General features: G+C 28.9%; 19 protein-coding genes. 15 read left to right on the forward strand and 4 right to left on the reverse strand.

Translation table 11 applies throughout. The features are described 5' to 3' along the window. Positions 1-19 precede the first annotated feature (19 nt). From kcuS to CCUN_RS05365, 3 genes are all read right to left on the reverse strand, one after another. Positions 20-217 carry a KCU-star family selenoprotein gene (gene kcuS / locus CCUN_RS05355; RefSeq protein ID WP_027305480.1) on the reverse strand — a complete coding sequence of 66 codons (198 nt, stop codon included), beginning with the start codon at positions 215-217 and terminating at the stop codon, positions 20-22. After that, positions 210-2,309, reverse strand: coding sequence for a carbon starvation CstA family protein (locus CCUN_RS05360; protein ID WP_027305481.1), 2,100 nt, complete (start codon positions 2,307-2,309; stop codon positions 210-212). Before CCUN_RS05360 ends, kcuS begins: the two co-directional genes overlap by 8 nt. 131 nt (positions 2,310-2,440) lie before the next feature. Continuing rightward, positions 2,441-3,370 (reverse strand): ribose-phosphate pyrophosphokinase, encoded by a 930-nt coding sequence (locus CCUN_RS05365; protein ID WP_027305482.1) that lies wholly within the window; start codon positions 3,368-3,370, stop codon positions 2,441-2,443. A gap of 261 nt (positions 3,371-3,631) precedes the next feature. On the opposite strand from CCUN_RS05365, the gene CCUN_RS05370 reads away from it, so the two are divergent. Genes CCUN_RS05370 through CCUN_RS05380 form a run of 3 tightly spaced genes read left to right on the forward strand, consistent with a single transcriptional unit; the run spans position 3,632 to position 5,824 of the window. Continuing rightward, on the forward strand, positions 3,632-4,372 hold the full coding sequence (locus tag CCUN_RS05370) for a substrate-binding periplasmic protein (protein WP_027305483.1): 741 nt from the start codon (positions 3,632-3,634) through the stop codon (positions 4,370-4,372). Between the two features lie 15 nt (positions 4,373-4,387). Beyond that, positions 4,388-5,131 carry a transporter substrate-binding domain-containing protein gene (locus CCUN_RS05375; protein WP_027305484.1) on the forward strand — a complete coding sequence of 248 codons (744 nt, stop codon included), beginning with the start codon at positions 4,388-4,390 and terminating at the stop codon, positions 5,129-5,131. Further along, positions 5,132-5,824, forward strand: coding sequence for an amino acid ABC transporter permease (locus tag CCUN_RS05380; RefSeq protein ID WP_027305485.1), 693 nt, complete (start codon positions 5,132-5,134; stop codon positions 5,822-5,824). A 37-nt stretch (positions 5,825-5,861) separates the two neighbouring features. Here CCUN_RS05380 and selD read toward each other — a convergent pair whose 3' ends face one another. Further along, positions 5,862-6,884: a selenide, water dikinase SelD gene (gene selD / locus CCUN_RS05385; protein WP_084483669.1), complete on the reverse strand. Its 1,023-nt coding sequence runs from the start codon at positions 6,882-6,884 to the stop codon at positions 5,862-5,864. 312 nt (positions 6,885-7,196) lie between these two features. Between selD and CCUN_RS05390 the strand changes: the two genes are divergently transcribed. The 12 genes from CCUN_RS05390 (at position 7,197) to CCUN_RS05455 (ending at position 19,286) form a co-directional block, all read left to right on the forward strand. Beyond that, positions 7,197-7,556: a Rid family detoxifying hydrolase gene (locus CCUN_RS05390; protein ID WP_027305487.1), complete on the forward strand. Its 360-nt coding sequence runs from the start codon at positions 7,197-7,199 to the stop codon at positions 7,554-7,556. Between the two features lie 379 nt (positions 7,557-7,935). Continuing rightward, positions 7,936-9,153 (forward strand): selenium metabolism membrane protein YedE/FdhT, encoded by a 1,218-nt coding sequence (yedE, locus tag CCUN_RS05395; protein WP_027305488.1) that lies wholly within the window; start codon positions 7,936-7,938, stop codon positions 9,151-9,153. A 1-nt stretch (position 9,154) separates the two neighbouring features. Further along, a complete protein-coding gene (gene yedF / locus CCUN_RS05400; protein ID WP_027305489.1) occupies positions 9,155-9,391 on the forward strand; it encodes a sulfurtransferase-like selenium metabolism protein YedF in 237 nt (78 codons plus the stop codon). 199 nt (positions 9,392-9,590) lie between these two features. After that, on the forward strand, positions 9,591-9,881 hold the full coding sequence (locus CCUN_RS05405; RefSeq protein WP_085296642.1) for a hypothetical protein: 291 nt from the start codon (positions 9,591-9,593) through the stop codon (positions 9,879-9,881). An 80-nt stretch (positions 9,882-9,961) separates the two neighbouring features. Beyond that, positions 9,962-10,420 carry a hypothetical protein gene (locus CCUN_RS05410; protein ID WP_085296649.1) on the forward strand — a complete coding sequence of 153 codons (459 nt, stop codon included), beginning with the start codon at positions 9,962-9,964 and terminating at the stop codon, positions 10,418-10,420. A gap of 81 nt (positions 10,421-10,501) precedes the next feature. Further along, on the forward strand, positions 10,502-10,771 hold the full coding sequence (locus tag CCUN_RS05415; protein WP_085296650.1) for a hypothetical protein: 270 nt from the start codon (positions 10,502-10,504) through the stop codon (positions 10,769-10,771). Positions 10,772-11,100: 329 nt separating this feature from the next. Next, positions 11,101-11,307 (forward strand): hypothetical protein, encoded by a 207-nt coding sequence (locus CCUN_RS05425; protein ID WP_085296651.1) that lies wholly within the window; start codon positions 11,101-11,103, stop codon positions 11,305-11,307. An 80-nt stretch (positions 11,308-11,387) separates the two neighbouring features. Next, a complete protein-coding gene (locus CCUN_RS09615; protein ID WP_125921773.1) occupies positions 11,388-11,867 on the forward strand; it encodes a hypothetical protein in 480 nt (159 codons plus the stop codon). After that, positions 11,864-13,180 (forward strand): hypothetical protein, encoded by a 1,317-nt coding sequence (locus CCUN_RS10070; RefSeq protein ID WP_232087679.1) that lies wholly within the window; start codon positions 11,864-11,866, stop codon positions 13,178-13,180. The genes CCUN_RS09615 and CCUN_RS10070 overlap by 4 nt, the downstream gene beginning before the upstream one ends. Further along, the gene (locus tag CCUN_RS05445) at positions 13,170-14,534 is read left to right on the forward strand and encodes a hypothetical protein (RefSeq protein ID WP_085296652.1); all 1,365 of its coding nucleotides are present in this window, start codon (positions 13,170-13,172) and stop codon (positions 14,532-14,534) included. Before CCUN_RS10070 ends, CCUN_RS05445 begins: the two co-directional genes overlap by 11 nt. Beyond that, positions 14,531-17,989: a hypothetical protein gene (locus CCUN_RS05450; protein ID WP_085296653.1), complete on the forward strand. Its 3,459-nt coding sequence runs from the start codon at positions 14,531-14,533 to the stop codon at positions 17,987-17,989. Before CCUN_RS05445 ends, CCUN_RS05450 begins: the two co-directional genes overlap by 4 nt. A gap of 10 nt (positions 17,990-17,999) precedes the next feature. Continuing rightward, positions 18,000-19,286, forward strand: a complete 1,287-nt coding sequence (locus CCUN_RS05455; RefSeq protein WP_085296654.1) for a hypothetical protein — start codon at positions 18,000-18,002, stop codon at positions 19,284-19,286. Positions 19,287-19,319: the final 33 nt, after the last annotated feature.

A 19,319-nucleotide genomic window follows, 5' to 3' on the forward strand; every position in this document is an offset into this window, starting at 1 on the left:
AGCAAAAAAGCTTTAAGACCTAGCAACAGCGGTTTAAACCTCCGCTATTATATTTTCTTTCTAAATAATCCTTAAAAAATTCCTCTCTGCTCTTAGGAGTTTTTTCGGGATGTTTTTCTTTCATATGTTCTAAATATTTATCATAACTCGCAACGCCCACTAAGGGGTGAAAAAACCTTTCGGCTTTTTCATAATAAAAATAAATTTTTCTAAGCATTAAGTTTGACATAAGGACTTTCCTTAAGCGGAATTTTAATCTTACCCAAACAAATTCCTATACAAGAAGCAACCACTAATAAAGTTGTTAGCATAAAGAATATACAAAGAATGGCGTCGAGTAAATTCGCAAATTTAGCCTGCGAAGCAGCTGAAATGTCCTTTTGTATCTTAGCTTTTTCCGCTTCATCGCTTGTTTGTATGAGTTGTTCTTCTAAAGCTTTGATTTTATCACTATTGATTTTAACTGCTGCAATATGAGAAACGGCATTTGCGACTTTATTGCCCTCTTCATAAGGTAAAACTTTTTGAATTCCGCCATATAAAGTTGCAACCAAAACAAAAATTGCAGGGATTAAGGTCACCCAAGTGTATTTAGCTTTGCCCATTTTAACTAAAATCGAGGTCACCAAAAGCAAAGCCATACCCGCTAACATTTGATTGCTCACACCAAAGAGAGGCCAAAGCGTGTAAATTCCGCCTTTAGGATCAATCGCTCCTTGATAAAGAAAATATCCCCAACCTGCAACACTTAAAGCTGTGGCAAAAATTCCCGCACCATAGCTATGAATATCGCCTAAAGGTTTATAAACATTACCCAAAATATCTTGCACCATAAAACGACATGCTCTCGTTCCCGCATCAACTGCTGTTAAAATGAATAGAGCCTCAAAAAGTATAGCAAAATGATACCAAAATGCCATCAATTCAACTCCTCCAAAAAGCTCATGTAAAATAAGAGCGACACCGATTGCAAAGGTTGGAGCCCCTCCTGTCCTTGAAAGTATAGTATTTTCTCCTATATTAGAAGTTAAAACAGAAATTTCTTCAGGAGTGATAGAAAAGCCCCAATGAGATATAGTTGCTGCAACACCTGCTAAATCTGTGCCTATAATCGCACTTGAAGAATTGATTGCAAAATAAAGCCCCGGATGTAAAATACAAGCACAAATGAGAGCCATAACTGCAACCGCACTTTCACAAAGCATTGAACCATATCCAACAGCTAGAGCATGAGTTTCATTTTCTAACATTTTAGGACTTGTTCCACTTGAAATTAAAGCGTGAAAACCACTGATTGCCCCGCAAGCTATGGTTATAAATAAAAATGGAAAAATTTCACCTGCAAATACGGGACCTGTGCCATCAAAGTATTGAGGATTAGTTTTTGGCATATACATATCTGGTGCAACAATCACAATAGCAATTGCCATTATAACAATAACACCAATTTTTAAAAAAGTTGAAAGATAATCTCGTGGAGCAAGCAAAAACCAAACAGGTAAAACCGCCGCAATAAAACCATAAGCCATTATGATTAAAGCTAGAGTTGGGGCATCAAAAGTGAATAATTGAGCCAAAGCTGGATCACTTGCTACAACACTTCCATAATGTATGGCTAAAATTAAGAGAATAAAGCCTATAATTGAAGCTTCTCCAACTTTTCCGGGTCTTAAAAATCGCATATAAATTCCCATAAAAACCGCAATAGGAATTGTCATAGCAATGGTAAATAAACCCCAAGGAGAATCTGCTAAAGCCTTCACAACCACCATAGCTAAAATCGCAATGATAATAATCATAATCCCAAAAATTGCAAGCATAGCGACTCCGCCGGTAAAATTTCCCATTTCATCTTTAATCATCTCTCCTAAAGAGCGACCATTGCGACGCGTAGAGATAAAAAGCACGACAAAATCATGGACCGCACCGGCAAAAACACCACCGACTAAAATCCAAAGCATAGAAGGCAAATAGCCCAATTGAGCTGCTAAAATAGGACCTACCAAAGGACCTGCACCCGCAATGGCTGCAAAATGATGTCCAAATAAAACAATTTTATTTGTAGGAACAAAATCATGCCCATCTCCATTGACCACAGCAGGAGTAGCTCGATTTTTATCCAATTCTAAAACCTTATAAGCTACGAAACGTCCATAAAATCTGTAACCAATTGCATAGATACATACCGCAGCGACAATTAAATAAATCGCTGAAACAGATTCACCATTTTGCAAAGCTAAATAACAAAAGCAAAAAGCACCTAAAATCGCTACCAAAAGCCATAAAATTTTAGCTCCAAAGCCACTCATAAATCTCCTTTGTGTTGTAAATATTTTAAAAATATAGTCAATTTTTAATAAAAACAAACTAAAAATAAAACGAAACTTAATTTAAATGCCTTAAATTTTTACAAAATGTAACATTAATCCAAGCTCTTGACTCAAATAAACAAAGAATTAATGCTTTCATTATGATAAATGCGACGAATCACTTCAGCAAAAATGGGTGCGACGCTCAAAATTTTGATATTAGGAAGCTCTTTTTTTAAAGGAATAGTATCGGTTACGACAAGTTCATCTAAAATTCCACTTGCAATTCTCTCATAAGCTTCTCCGCTTAAAACAGCATGAGTGCAACATGCTGTGATGGATTTTGCCCCTTTATCTTTTAAAGATTTTGCGGCTTTAACTATAGTCCCGGCTGTATCGATAATATCATCAACCAAAATCACTTCTTTATCCTTAACATCACCGATGATATTCATCACTTCACTCTCATTTGCTCTTTCCCTACGTTTATCCACGATAACAATATCAAGCCCTAAATCCTTAGCCACACTTCTGGCTCTAGCAATGCCTCCTATGTCCGGACTTGCAATTATGGGATTTTTAAAATGTTTATTTTTGATGAATTCATTAAAAACAATGCTTCCATAAAGATTATCCACAGGAATATCAAAAAAACCTTGAATTTGTCCCGCGTGCAAATCTATCGTTGCAACTCTATCAATTCCAGAAGTTTCAATCAAATTTGCTACAAGTTTAGCGGTGATAGGAACTCTAGGACTTGCCTTTCTATCTTGTCTTGAATAACCAAAATAAGGCATAATGGCTGTGATAGAATTTGTGCTAGAGCGTTTAAGGGCATCGGTTAAGATGAGAAGCTCCATTAAATTATCATTTGTCGGCATACAAGTACTTTGTATGATAAAAACATCTTTCCCTCGCACACTTTCGCTGATTTGAACGCTAATTTCTCCATCACTAAAACGTTTTATATCTGCATTGCTCAAGGGCAAAGAGAGATATTTAGAAATTTTCTTTGCAAGTTCTATATTTGCTGAACCTGAAAAAATTTTATAACCACGCATGAATAACCTTTTTAAATTTTAAGATAAAAGTAAATTCTAATAAAAATAATGTTAAAAATTGCTTGATAAATTTTTTATAAATTTTTAAAAATTAACAAAAATTTAAATCATAAAACTTTTTTAAACAATTTTCAAACAATTTTGAATTTTAAAAAAATTTATATAAATTTTATCATATTTATTTATCATATTTAACTCTTGGTTTAAATTTTAAGTTTAAACTATGTTCTATCTAATATTATTATAAGCAAAAGGAATTCAATGAAAAAAATTTTATTATTTGCTCTTTTTGGAATAATCGTGCATTTACAAGCCACTGAAGTTGGCACAGGAAATACCTATAAACCTTTTACCTATGTTGATGAAAAAGGTCAAGCGGCGGGATTTGATGTGGAACTTTTAAAAATCTTACAAAATTATGATGAAAAACTTGAATTTCATTTTCGCCCGGTTCCTTTCAATGCCTTATTTGCTGGGCTTGATAGCAATAAATTCGACATGTTAGCCCATCAAATTGCTAAAACCAAAGAAAGAGAGGAAAAATACATCTTTTCAGATACGCCCTATTTTAATGTTATATTAAATATCATCACAGCTGCCGATACAAAAATTGATTCTATAAAAGGACTTCAAAATAAAAGTTTTGGAGCGGTTGTTGGCTCAAATCAAGCCCTAAAAATTGAAGAATATGCAAAGAAAAATCCCGATTTAAAAATCAAAATTGTATATTTTAAAAATTATGGTACACAGCTTCTTGCTCTAGCCAATCACCAAATTGATGCAATCTTAGACAATCCTATTGTGGCTTTGGATTACGCTCAATCTGCCGGAGTTGAGATTAAAATCACAGATTTAACCCTGCAAAAAACCTCTGTGTATTTTGTTTTCAATAAAAAAGATGAAGACCTAAAAAACAGAGTTTCAAAAGCCTTGCAAAGGGCGAGAGAAGATGGAAAACTTAAAAATCTGTCTCTTAAATATTTCAACAAAGATTACACCTAAAATAAAGGAGATAAAATGAAAATTTTAATTGCTATTTTTTTAAGTTTAAGCACACTTTTTAGTGTAGATCTTAAAGTAGGAAGTGAAAATGCCTATAAGCCTTTTGCTTATTTAGACGAAAAAAATAATGCCACAGGTTATGACAATGAAGTTGTTAAAATTGTAGCAAGTTACATCAAAGATGCAAAGCTTGACTTTGTATCTGTGCCTTGGAATGCAATTTTTAGCGGTTTAGATTCTGCTAAATTTGACATAATTGCAAATCAAATCGTAAAAACTAAAGAAAGAGAGGAAAAATACATCTTTTCTAAATTTCCTTATTTTTATGGTGTAAGCACTTTGATTACGCTTGAAGATAAAAATATTACAGATATAAAAGAATTAAACAATCCAAAAATAGGAGTTACAGTAGGTTCAAATCACGCCTATCTCTTAGAAAATTATCTCAAAAATAACCCAAATTTTAAAGCACAAATTGTATATTATAAAACAAGCCCAACCTTAGTGGCTGACCTTAAAAATAAACGTTTAGATGCTATTGTAAATGACCCTATTGCGATTGTTGATTATGCAAAGGCACAAAATATCAAAGTGAAACCGAGTGCATTTGTTTTTGAAAAAGTGCCTGTGTATTTTGTATTCAGAAAGGACTCTAAAAAACTCGCAAATTTAGTTGATGAAGCCTTAGAAAAAGCCATCAAAGAAGGAAAAATTTCAGAGCTTTCACTCAAATATTTTGGAGTGGATCAAAGTCAATAAATGTTTGATTTTGCGTATTTTTACCATACAGCACAAAGCTTACTGCCCGGACTTCCCATAAGCTTTTTGATTGCTTCATTTTCTTTTTGCACAGGAGGCTTATTGGGGCTTATTTTCGCTCTCATACGCGTCTATAAATTTCCTTTTTTGAATCAAATTGTCATTTTATATGTGTCTTTTTTTAGAGGCACACCCCTGCTCGTTCAACTCTTTATGTTTTTTTATGGAATTCCTATTTTTCTAAAATCTTTAAATTTTAATTTTAATTTTGCCTTAATCGATGCGATTTATTACGCCTTAGTCGTTTTTTCTTTATATGCGAGTGCCTATTTAACTGAAATTTTTAGATCGGCTCTTTTAGCCGTAGATAAGGGACAAATCGAAGCGGCTTATTCTGTAGGAATGAATAATTTTCAAACCCTAAGACGCATTATTTTACCTCAAGCTTTTATGATTACTTTGCCTAATTTGCTCAATTTTTTTATCCTACAAATTAAAAATACCGCCCTTGCTTCTATTATAACCGTTCCTGATCTTATGGGTTTAGCAGATATTGAAGCAGGAAGAAGCTCAAAATTTTTAGAAGTTTATTTAATGGCTGCGATTATGTATTGGATTTTATGTATGATTTTAGAATTTATTTTTTCAAAAATTGAAAAATATTTTGAGAAATTTAGAAAAAGCTATCATTAAAATAAAGCAAAATATTTTAATTGATTCGCTTTTAAAATTATGATAAAATCAAATTTATTTCTTGTTTTGAAATGCATTGTCCTATTATTTTTGCTTTAATTCCCTCATCGTGCAGGGCTTTTAAGCAATCTTTAACTTTATCTTCTGACAGAGCCATTAAAAGACCTCCCGAAGTTTGAGGGTCGCAAAGAATTAAATTTTCATCTTTAATTTTAGGGCAGAATGCCTTAACGAATTCAAAATTTCTATAGGCTCCGCCCGGAATCAAACCACTCTCTAAATACTCCTCAACTCCATCCAAAATAGGAACTTCATCTTTAAAAATTTCAATTGAAATGAAACCATTAAGCATTTCACTCAAATGTCCCAAAAGTCCAAAGCCCGTAACATCGCTCATAGCATTTGCCTTAAATTTTTTAGCAATTTTGCTTGCTTTTAAATTTAAAGTCTGCATACTTTCTAACATAAGATTTAAATGCCTTTCTTGTAATAAATCGCCTTTTAAAGCTGTGCTTAAAATTCCTACGCCCAAAGGCTTAGTAAGCACGATAAAATCTCCTATTTTTGCTGTATTATTAGCGATAAATTCTTGAGGATTAACAAGACCTGTTGCACTCAAACCAAAAAACAACTCAGAACTTTCAATCGTATGTCCTCCCACAATCAAAGCTCCACATTCATTCACTTTATCGTTTGCACCCTCTAAAAGCTCTTGCAATATTTCTAAATCATGATTGCATTTATCAAAACCTACGATATTTAAAGCATTGATTACTTCTGCACCCATAGCAAAAACATCGCTCAAAGAATTTGCTGCAGCAATAGCTCCAAAATGATAAGCACTATCAACGATAGGAGTAATAAAATCAAGGGTTTGAACCAAAGCTAAATTTTCATTAAGCTGATACACACTTGCATCTTCATTGTTGCCGATACCACTAAGCAAAGCTGGAGATTTTTGCATAAAGTTTAAAATTGTTTTAAGACCACCCGGGCTTAACTTTGCTGCACAACCTGCGGCTTTAACATAATGGGTTAATTTTTGATTTTTATACTTCATAAACTCACAAATAAACCCCAGAAAAACATTTAAATTTCAAAAATTATTATTTCTACTTTCTCATTTTACCAAAAAAATCTAAATTAAATATAATTTCTAAATAAAACTCTACTAAGTATTTTCTTAATATCACAACTATATGCAATTAGAATAAAAAATTTATTCTTTAAATTAAAATCGTATTTGAGCTAAAAAAATATTTTAAAATTCAATGAGTTTAAATTTTTTATTATTAATATATCTTAATTTTTACCATCTCTTTAAAATCCTTTTGATATAATAACAAACAAAAAACTACATAAAGGATTTAAAATGTCAAATTACCCTAAAGCTATAGGACCTTATTCCGTTTTTCGCCAAACAAATGATTTGCTTTTTATTTCAGGACAAATTCCTATCAATCCAAACACAGGAGAAATTGAGAGTTCAGATATAAAAGAACAAACCCGACAAGTTTTAAAAAATATCGGTGCAATTTTGAAAGAAAATGGACTAAATTATGATAAAGTTTTAAAAGCTACTTGTTTTTTAACTGAAATTGAAAATTTCGCGGTTTTTAATGAAATTTATGCTGAATTTTTCACTCCACCCTATCCTGCAAGGTCAGTTTTTGCTGTTAAAGCTCTTCCAAAAAATGCAAAAATTGAAGTAGAGATTATAGCTCAAAAATAATTTCTAAATCGAAATTTGTATTAAATTTATATTTTTAATTGTTAAGTTAAAATTGTATCTTAACAATATTTTATATTTATTTTATAATTATAATAAATATAAAAAACCAACAACAAATTTTTACATATAAACCTTACACAATCGTGCTTACAACTAGAATTTGCAAATTTCATCAAAATATCTCAAAAATTTAAAAAACAAAGACTAAAAATAATTAAAATATTCTTTAGTTTAAATCCAAACCAAAGAATTTTAAAATCAAAAATTATTTTTAAGCAAAATTATATTAAAATTACACTCTAAAAATTACAAGGCTTTAGTTTAAAGCAGTCAGACTCTTTCTTCATTTCTGGCTATCTTAATCCACAGAGGAAATTAAATGTTAAAAGACTTTAAACAAAATTTTTTGATAAAATTTTGGTCGCCTATGCCTGCTATCATTGCTCTGGGTGTTATGGCAGCTTATTATTTTGGTTTAACTGGAACCTACTGGGCAGTTACAGGAGAATTTACCCGTTGGGGCGGACATATTCTTAATTTAATCGGTATTGATACAAACACTTGGGGATATTTCAAAATCATCGGTTTGCAAGGAGCTCCTTTAGATAGAATCGATGGAATGATGATTATTGGAATGTTTGCAGGAGCCTTAGCGGCAGCTTTAATGGCAAATAATGTTAAATTCCGCTTACCGCAAAGTAATATTAGAATTTTTCAAGCTTTAATTGGAGGCATTATTGCTGGTTTTGGGGCAAGGATTGGTATGGGATGCAATTTAGCGAGTTTTTTCACCGGAATTCCACAATTTTCTCTCCATGCTTGGTTTTTTACCTCAATGACTTTGGCAGGAGTTTGGGTTGGGACTAAAATTGTATTTTTACCTATATTTCGCTCTCATATTCCTCTCATTAAAGTATCAAACATCAAAGAAATTGAAAATTCAAAAACTAAGGCGGATTTTTTATTTAAATTAGGTATTTTAGTTTTAATTGTGGTTGGAATTTGGATTGCTTATTTAATGTTTTTTGGCAATATTTCAGAGGGCAAAAAATCTCAAATTCTTGCCATTGCAATGCTTTTTGGAGTTGGTTTTGGTTTTGTAATTTCAAGAGCACAAATTTGTTTCACTTCAGCGTTTAGAGATTTATTCATTACAGGACGCGGATATATGGCAAAAGCAGTAATTATCGGTATGATGGTTTCAACCATAGGAGTTTTTAGCTATATTATGTTAGGCGTTGCACCTAAAATCATGTGGGCAGGTCCTAATGCAATGATTGGCGGGTTTTTATTTGGTCTTGGAATTGTGATTGCTGGAGGCTGTGAGTGTGGCTGGATGTATCGTGCGGTTGAAGGACAAGTGCATTATTGGATTGTAGGGATTGGAAATGTGATTGGTGCGACTTTGCTTGCAGCTACTTGGGATTATTATTCTCAAAATTTAGCGACAAATTTTGCACGTATTAATCTTCTTGAAAATTTTGGAAATTATGGCGGCTTGATATTAAATTATGTATTATTGTTTTTATTTTTAATCCTTGTTTTATATATTCAAAGACATTGTTTTTTGAAAAATAAACATTTTAAAAGGATATAAAATGCAAGAAATTATCCCAAATTATCGTTTAGATTTACAAGGTGAGCCTTGTCCCTATCCTGCCATTAGAACTTTAGAAGTGTTGCCTGAATTAAAAAAGGGTGAAATTTTAGAAGTTTTAAGTGATTGTCCCCAAAGCATTAATAATATTCCTATTGATATAAAAAATTATGGTTATGAGATGCTTAAAATCGAGCAACTTGGAGCGACAATTCGTTATTTGATTAAAAAGCCTTAAATTAAAATGATATATTGTTTTATGGTAAAAATTTTTATGATTATTTATGAAATTTTAGCCGTTTGTTTATAGTGTTAAATTTTTAATTAAAATTGCACTTAAAATTTAAATTTTTATTTTTAATGATGTATTTTTGTTTTGAAATTGCAATATTTATAGAAATAATACCTTATGGACTTTTAGAAGGAACTATTTCGAAATGAAAGAAATAATAAAATATTATGCAACAATTTATGTAGATGAGTTATTAGAAGATGAAATGTTAAAGCATGTTGATTTTTCTTTGCTATTTAAAGCAAAATTTTCTCAAATTTCTAAGCAAATCGACCTCACCCACGCTTTTTTAGGACTTACTAAAGGTAAAAGTCCTGATGAGTTAGATAAAATAGATGAAACATTAAAACAAGAATATCTTAAAAATAAAGAATGGGATAAAATAGATCAAAAATGGTATGAAGCCAAAGAATTTAGTGAATTTATGATAGTTTAAGAAATTTTTTCTTACTGAAACAATCAAAATTTTAAATAAATTATCTTATAATAGAATAACTTATTATATTAGGAGTAATTTTGCAAATTCCTATTTATTCTAAACTCAAAGCAAAACTAGAAAGTAAAGGAATAGACAATATATCAAGCGGACAAATTGCTTGGTTTGTGTGTAGTTTGGTTCTTGCTTTGGTGACTTTTCTTATTGTCTATTTTACAGGGATTGTTGAAGATAAAAATTTATTTTTAGCAATATTTGAATTGTTTCGATGGCAACTATTTATTTTTATCATATACTTTTGCATTCCTTTTAATCTATTATATATTTACAATGCCATTCCTTTGGTTTTGTCTAGTATAATTATGTTTTTAATAGTTATATATTCTGGCATAGATTTTTTTATTATTAATTGTTGTGGGGTAAGCATATTGCTTTTGTTGGCTTTTTTCAAAAGAAAATTTATATTTAGCGTTTTATTATTTGCCATTGGTTATATTTGTTCATATTTTTTGCTTTATGCAATTGCAACTTATCATTAGGGAGATTTATAAATGAAGTATTATGTAACGATTTATATTGACGAGTTATTGGAATTTCAAACAATAAAAGATTTGTGAAATATGAAAGGTTTAGACCTCACCCACGCCTTTTTAGGACTTACTAAAGGTAAAAGTCCTGATGAGTTAGATAAAATAGATGAAACATTAAGACAAGAAAAACTTAAAAATATTGATTGGAAAGATTTTGATAAGAAATGGTATGAAGCTAAAGAAGCTAATGAATTTAATGATGGTTTTTGGGGCTTTGGAATTGGAATGAATTCTGTTAATGTTACGACTAATAAGGTATTAAAAAATAATCAATGTATAGCAAGGGATATCTATGAATAACAAATTTAATTTTGCTAAATTCATATTAGATTGTTTTGCTTGTTGTGGATTGACTATAATATCTTATTTCATATTTTTCTTACCTATTATTTATTTTATTAGATTTATTCATTTAATAATAATAAATATAGATATTTTAAATGGATTTGGTAACTATGCCTTGTTTTTTACATTGTGTCATATTGCATTTTTACTATTTGGTTTTTATTAGAAAAGAGAAATATTATAAAATATAAAATTCATAAATTAAGTTTTTGGATAGTATTTGCATTTGCAAATAGTTTTTGGTGGTATTTAGCTTATTGGTTATCAAATGGAGGATTTTATAAATGAAATATTATGTAACGATTTATATCCACCCTATGGATTGGAACATTCCCCATGCCTTTTTAGGACTTACTAAAGGTAAAAGTCCTGATGAGTTAGATAAAATAGATGAAACATTAAAACAAGAATATCTTAAAAATAAAGAATGGGATAAAATAGATCAAAAATGGTATGAAGCCAAAGAATTTAGTAAATTTATGATAGTTTAAGAAATTTTTTCTTACTGAAACAATCAAAATTTTAAATAAATTATCTTATAATAGAATAACTTATTATATTAGGAGTAATTTTGCAAATTCCTATTTATTCTAAACTCAAAGCAAAACTAGAAAGCAAAGGAATAGACAATATATCAAGCGGACAAATTGCTTGGTTTGTGTGTAGTTTGGTTCTTGCTTTGGTGTGTGCTGTGTTTGTTGTTTTGTATAAGCTTAAGAATTTAGAAATTAGGCTTTATGTTATTTTTTTATTTCCCATCTTGCTATTTTACATTGCTATATTTTGGTTTATTTTTTTAAGTTTTTATAAAAACTTCTTTTTTGTCCATCTTTTTTGTTATTTTTTTATGTATATCTTTAATATAATTTTTGATGATTTTTATTTAAATCTTGCAATAATGAATATTTTATTAATGATAATATGGCTTTTTTTTATTAAATTGCATTTAAAATTTAAATTTTTATTTTTAATGATGTATTTTTGTTTTGAAATTGCAATATTTATAGGAATAATACCTTATGGACTTTTAGAAGGAACTATTTCGAAATGATAATAAAATATTATGCAACAATTTATGTAGATGAGTTATTAGAAGATGAAATGTTAAAGCATGTTGATTTTTCTTTGCTATTTAAAGCAAAATTTTCTCAAATTTCTAAGCAAATCGACCTCACCCACGCTTTTTTAGGACTTACTAAAGGTAAAAGTCCCAATGAGTTAGATGAACAAGATAAAGAATTAAGACAAGAAAAACTTAAAAATATTGATTGGAAAGATTTTGATAAGAAATGGTATGAAGCTAAAGAAGCTAATGAATTTAATGATGGTTTTTGGGGCTTTGGAACTGGAACAGGTGCTGTTAATGATACAGCTGGCAAAGTATTTAACAATAACCAATATGTATTGGATAATAATGTTAATAAAAATTGCTATATTATTAAAAAACTAAGAAGTTCACAAACTTTCTACCCTTCTAATCGTTGCACCTTAGAAATCTCACAAGAACAATATGAAACCTTACTTACAAATATTAAAGATGATTTTAACACTACAAAAGAAATTACGCCTAATAGTCAAAAACCAATCAATGAAGAATTTACTTATAAACTTCTTGAAAATAACTGCGTCACTTGGGTTATTCAAAAACTTTCTGATATAGGAATAGAGGTTATCAATATTGATGAATGGATTCCTGATGCTCCTATGGTAGATGATTTAAAGGAAAATCTTGATTTAATTAAATCTCTCCACTCTATCTTTTTAAAATTTCAAAATATTGATGATAATTTACAAAGTGTAAAAGGTGCAAAAGCTTTTAGAGATTGGGCTAGAATGCTTATAAATAATTCTTTAATGCAAGAAATTTATCTTGATGAATATAAAAAACAATACAATAATGAAAATCTTAGTTTGGAGCAAAAAGAAGTTTTGTATGCTTTATGGAATATTACAAGGGCTTATAAAACCTTAGAAAATCTTTTAGAGCGTTTGATTATAAAATCCAACACTAAAAATCTAAAAGGCGATTTTGAATTGATTTATTTCGATAGAAAAGATAGGCAAATTAAACTTTTAAAAGCGAGCAATGATTATGAAGCTATCATTATACAAGATTTAGATTTGAGTCAAAAATATAATAATTTTAGTGTGAGTAAGTTTTATCCTTTTATTTTTATACCTAAAGATGAAATGATTTCAAGAATGCTTTATCATAAGTATGATTATGGTAATATTTCACAAGAATACCAAAAAGATAGAAATGAATTTTATTTTAATGTTTTAGCGGGAGAAAAAAGTGATAAATACTGGAGTTCTAGCTATCATAAAATGACTAAAAATTTAAGAAAAATTCATGTCTCTTGAAAAAGTAAAAGAAACAATTTTTGCTTATGATAAAGAAGTGATCGATTGTGAAGTCTTAAGGGTTAAAAATATTGATTTAATTCATTCTAAAATTTATTTCAAAGGTGTATTACTTACAGGCTCAACCGAACTTCCTAATAATCCTTTTTATTTTGGAGAATTAGATAAAGATAATATTATAAAACAAGACAGACCCAGTTATTATTTTTCTCCTAAAGATGAAAGCAGTGGTTTAGGAAGACTTAGTATTTTTTATAAAAATGATGAACTTTGCTTACTTAATTATTCTATCATAGAAAATTCTTTAAATATCAAATTAGAATGCTTAAGTAAGCAAAGCTTAGAATATAAAGATTTAATTTCAAACACTATAAAAGAACAAAAAACCACACAAGTAGATAAAAAACAAAGTATAGCTAAACTTCATGCCCTTTTAGAAAATCAAAACCTAGAATGCATCCATGGAGGTAAAGTCATACTTCAATCAAATAAAGGAAAATCTTTTAAAGACAATAACATCCCTATTATGCTAGAAAGTGATTTGCTTAATTCTAGTATAAGTGCTTGTCCTAATACTATAGCAGGTGTAAGTGTTCCTTGTAGTAAAGTTGCGAATGTAAAAGGAGCCTTATCTCAAAAGAAAGTCAATAATGAATATGCTATATTACAAGAACTAATCTCAGCTTGTATCACAGACAAAGGCTTTCCTTTAAAAGTAAGCTTTACTCCTACTCAGTTTAAATTCGATCATAGTTTTGATCCTAAGGAGGGCTTGGTAAAACAAAGCAAAAACCAAACAGAGTTAAAAGAACCTATAATAAGACTTCATTATAAAAGCGATAGATTTCAAAAAGATAATTTACCTATCTATAATCTTTTAATCAATAATGAAAGAAAAGAACAAGATAAGGCTTTAAATGAATTAAATATAGATTTAAAAGATTTAAAAGATATAGAGGACATTAATATTCTTAATCAATTCAAGCAAGACTTTAGTAAAGATTATGAATTTAAGGCATTAAACCTTAGCTTGGATACTAATTTAATCAAGCTTTATTTCATTATCCCCAAAAACATTGCTAAAATTCATAAAAGTGCTTATAAGGAATTTGAAAATAAAGATTTAGGAGCGGGGTATTTTACACAATTACATGAGTATGATAAAATCATAAAAAATGCTTTAGAAGATAATAAAAAATTAAACGCATATCATTTTAGTTTTTTAGCCCCTGCTAAGATGAAAAATTTAAAACTTCAAATCGCAAAAGGACTCGATGAGATCTTAGAAGATGAAGATAGAAAGCAAGAGCTTTATGTTTGTAAATTTGTGGTGGTCAATGGGATTAAAATATGAAAATAAAAAATTTTACTTTAATTACATCAAATCATAACTTAGAAATCGCATTAAAAAATCTTACCAAAAATGCCAATAAAATTATTTTTATATGTGGTGATTTTGATGGATATAAAGAAGCTAAGAATTCTTTGTATCAAACATTGCATACTATTGAGGATGATTTTAAAAGCGACAATACAAAAGCTTTTAAAATTATACATTTAAATCAAGCTAATAAAGATGAAATCACAAAAGAACAAAATTTTACTTCTGATAAAAATTTATCCAGCATTAAAAAAATTATCTATAATAATTTAAAACTTTTAAATAATGCAATCAATCAAAATGAAAATAAAACACTCAATAAAATTATTGATGAAAACAATGAAAAAAATATTGAAAATTTTTTAAAAGAAATTCAAAAAGAATTAAATACTTTATTAAAAAATATTAAAGAATCTAATTATTTTGAGCAAGAGATTAAACCAAAGATACAAGTGGCTTTAGATACGCTTTTTAATACACTTTTAAAAAATATTACTCAATCTAATGATGATGAATATAAACAAATTATTAGAGCTGTAGCGAAATTTTTTATCAATATATTAGATTCTATAACCAACCTTAAAAAGCCCATTTCTTTAATCAAAAAAAATCCTTATGTTTTTGTTGTAAATACATTATTTGAAGCTTATAATTCTTACTCTGAGTATGAAGAGTATAAGGAAAAAAAATATTATTATGATTTTGCTTATCCACTTTTAGAGCTTATCACTAGCAAACTTTATCCTATTATTGCTTTATGCAATGAAGAGATTTTATCCGATGTATTAATTATAGATGATAAAATATTATTAGATTTTTCATCTTATATTGACGCACCTTCTATCAGTCTTTATAGAAATAGCTTTTATAAAATTATTTTAGACGAAGAATTTCAAGGCATTTTTGATAATTTTTTAGAAAATAATCAAAAATTTGAAAATGAAAAATCAGATGATACGCTTTTAGTGAATTCTAGTTTAAATAATTCTGATACAACATTAAAAAAAGCGATAAATTTAAATATTTTTGAACTTCATCATTTTTTTTATGCAGAATACCCTGATTTAAATTCTTCCATGCTAGTAGAAATGATATTAGATAAAAAAAATGCTGATCAAATCAATACAAGCAAAATGGGTAAAAATTATTTATTTATTACCAATCCACCACAACTTAATAATGCAGGGCTTTGTGAGGACTTGTATCAAAAAAAATTAGGAGTAAAGATAAAAAATCGTCCTAAAGCCCTTACAAAAAATGAAAAACTTGGATTAAAAGAAAAATTTCCTAGCAAAAGAGATTATGGCTCTTATTTTATAGAAAGAGATGTTAAAAATGAAGATGATTTTGTATTGCAACTTTGTCCTTTTGTAAAACTTGATGGACAGATTTATCAACAATATAAGGAATATTTTAATTTTTATAATCAAACATATTCTTGGTTAAAATTTTATTCATTAGAGTGTATAAATGAGTCATTGAAATACAAAGAATATAAGCAAGATTTTGCTTATATTGATAGCTTTTTTAAATCACCTAAAGAACTAGAAGAAATTAGCAAAAAAGAAAAAGCAAAAGCAGAAGAATATGTCAGGCTTTTCAATGATTATTTGGATAATATCAATTCTTACTATGATCAAATACAATCCAATCTTGACTTTAAGAAATACTCGCCTTTAACGGTTGTTTTATTGACTTTAACTTTGTATGTTTTACAAAAAGACTTAGCTTTTACGCAAGAATATTCTCCTGGTGTTAAAAATATTGTAATTCCAAATCTAGATTATGGCGATGAAGTAATTTCCCTTAATTACCAAAGGATTAAAATACCGAATTATTTTAAGAAGTATATCTTATTTATCCCTGATGATATTTATTTTTATGATAATGATAAAAAAATTTACATCTTTTTATCCAAAGAATTAAATAAAAACAAAAAAGAAGATGAAGTCATTTATTTAGATGAATTAGCTAAAGCTATGTTTGAAAATGATTTTGAAGAAGAAGATCAAACTTATGTAAATTTTTTAAACACCTTAAATGAAGGCTTTGATGAGGAAATTGAATTTGAAGAAAATATACAAACAGACCAAACTCTTCCTTCAAAAAAAGATTTAGATAAAAGCATTCAAGATATTATGCTTGATAATGAACTTGCAAAATTATCTATAGATATTACTTTTTTTAATATCATTAAGCAACTTTTTCCTTTTACAGAATTTTTTATGAGTCAGCCTGATTTTTTTAAAAAAATGATTTTATTTTTTATAGATTCAAACTTTGATAAAAAGCATTATGGTAATAAATTATTTTCTAGTTTTAAAGCACATTTTTTTAAAGAACTAGGAATATTTTATGCACTTAGCCCTAAAGGGCGTTTTATAAAAATTAATCCAAAAAGCAAAAAGCCACTCAATAAGCTTTTTTTGTATCAAATAGGAACAAATTATTATTATTTTAATCAATCAGAATATGCAAGCAAGTTAAAAAAGTCAAAGGGTTTTTCAAGATTGGATAAAGCTAAGCAAATTCATTTGATATCAAAAGTAAGAAAACAATTAGCCCTTGATTTTTCTATTAAAATGAGTCAAAATTTAAGTGGGGATGTATTAAAAAATTTAGCAGGTTCTTTTATCGATACACTTTTGCCTACAAATTACGAAAGATTGAAAATTTTATATGAAAAACTAATGTATGAAAAATTTACTTATAATTATGATTTTCCTTTAGCTGTAAAAAAAGAAGAATATATGACCTATCCTTTATTGATAAATTCTAGATTTATGAGTTTTGATTTATCGCGATTTATTTTTGGTTCTTTATTATGCACAGGTGGGCTTAATTATTATCCTAGTATTGCTTGTACTACGACTTCAGATGAGGCTAAAGAATTTGCCTTAAAAAGACTTTTATCTTATATCATTTTAGATGAGAAAAGAAGTGCTTTTATGGAAGATAAAATCAATGAGGGCAAATATATCTTAAATGATAGGGAATTTTTTGAAAAAAACAATATAGAACTTAAAAATTGTAATATATATAAGCTAGAACATTTTCAAAGAAAAGAAGAGTATAAAACACAAAATCCCATGATTAAACAACACCCTATCTTAGCCTATAATGATACTATACAAATTTTATGTGAATATGCAAATGGGATTTATAATACTATAAAAAATGAAAGAGCTCATCTCATAGAAGATAGACAAAAGGCAAGAAGATTGATGGAAAATTTAGAAGCTATAGGACAACATAATTTAGAAGTGATGTATAAGGGGATAGGGGACGAAAAGACAAATGATAAAAGTAAGATGAAAGAAAATGAGGAAGAAAGCGATGATGCTAGTAAAGCCCAAGATTATTCTAATAAATTCATAGGCAGACTAGCCACGATTATAATCATGGAAGATGGTTTATATATAGGATGAAAGGATAAAAATGAGTGAAACTTATGAAATTTATACACCTAATGGAATTATATTAGATGTAGAAAAAGAAACGAATAAAATTTTATTAGATGATAGAGGAGCCAAAGTAGGCAAATACACCCAAGAATATTCTAAAGCCCTTTTTGAAGCTGATCGTATATTAAGAAATTCCCCCTATATCAATTATCAACCCCAATACCTAGATCCTAACCTCAATACAGGGCAAAGATCTACTTTGCTTGAATTTAAAGATTGGCAAAAGATTTATTTAAAAGATCCTATAAAAGGAGCGATTGCTCCTTGGACTAAAGCAGAAAAAGCTTATTATAAATCTTTAAAAACTAAAAAAGAAAGATATAAATATTTAGTTATTAGAAGTGGCATAAGAAGTGTTGTTATAGATATACCTTATGATGCTATAGGAGCTGTAGATGAAAAAGGAAATGTAGATTCTCAATATGAAGAATTATATAGAGAAGTAGATGATAATAAAAACAGTCTAAGATCAAGTTTATTTCATAATGAATGGGGTATGGCAGCAGGAATATTGGGTGATTATAAATATCTGGCTAATGATATGTCTCAAAATGGTTTTAATGCAAGATTTATCCAAGCGACTATACTTTATATACAACTCAGTGGAGGAAGTAGTATACTAGACAAACCTAATTTATTAGGTGCTATTTATGGTTATGCAGATATTGCAGTAGGAAGTGGTTTAGTAGGAGTGCATAAAAATCCTTTAAGAGAACAAGAGATTAAAACTTTAGCTAAGACTTTAAAGCCTGATGAATTTGGTATGCTTCCTTTTATAGATGAAATTATGGGAGTGGATTGGGTGATTGATTATAACAAATATGATATAGCTAGTGATCAATTTGGAAGTATGTATAGAGCCTTAAGAAGTGATGTGGTTGAGGGTAAAATAAAAGATCCAAGGGATGTAGATTCTACTTATGAAAGCAGAAGGGAATTTGATCGTCATAGGGGAGGGTATAAAAATGGCATGCTACAAGGCTATGGAACCGATACACCTAATGATTGGAGTGAGGAAAGAGCACAACTCTTTAATGATACCTTAATACTTCATGCCAAACTCGCAGCCCTAACTCCTCCTCAAGGTTATCCTAATGCCCCTTATTATTTTACCCCTGAAAACCTAGAATGGTATTATAAAAGACATAAGCTTGACAGACTTCTTGATCCAAGAATTCCTGCTATATATAGATATAATTTCCCAGAGGATTTAAGAGCTAAGATAAGAGCCTATGCTAAAGAGCATAATATAAAAGAATGAAGAATAAAAGAAAGAAAAAACAATGCAAAAAAT

The organism is Campylobacter cuniculorum DSM 23162 = LMG 24588, assembly GCF_002104335.1.
Lineage (GTDB): Bacteria > Campylobacterota > Campylobacteria > Campylobacterales > Campylobacteraceae > Campylobacter_D > Campylobacter_D cuniculorum.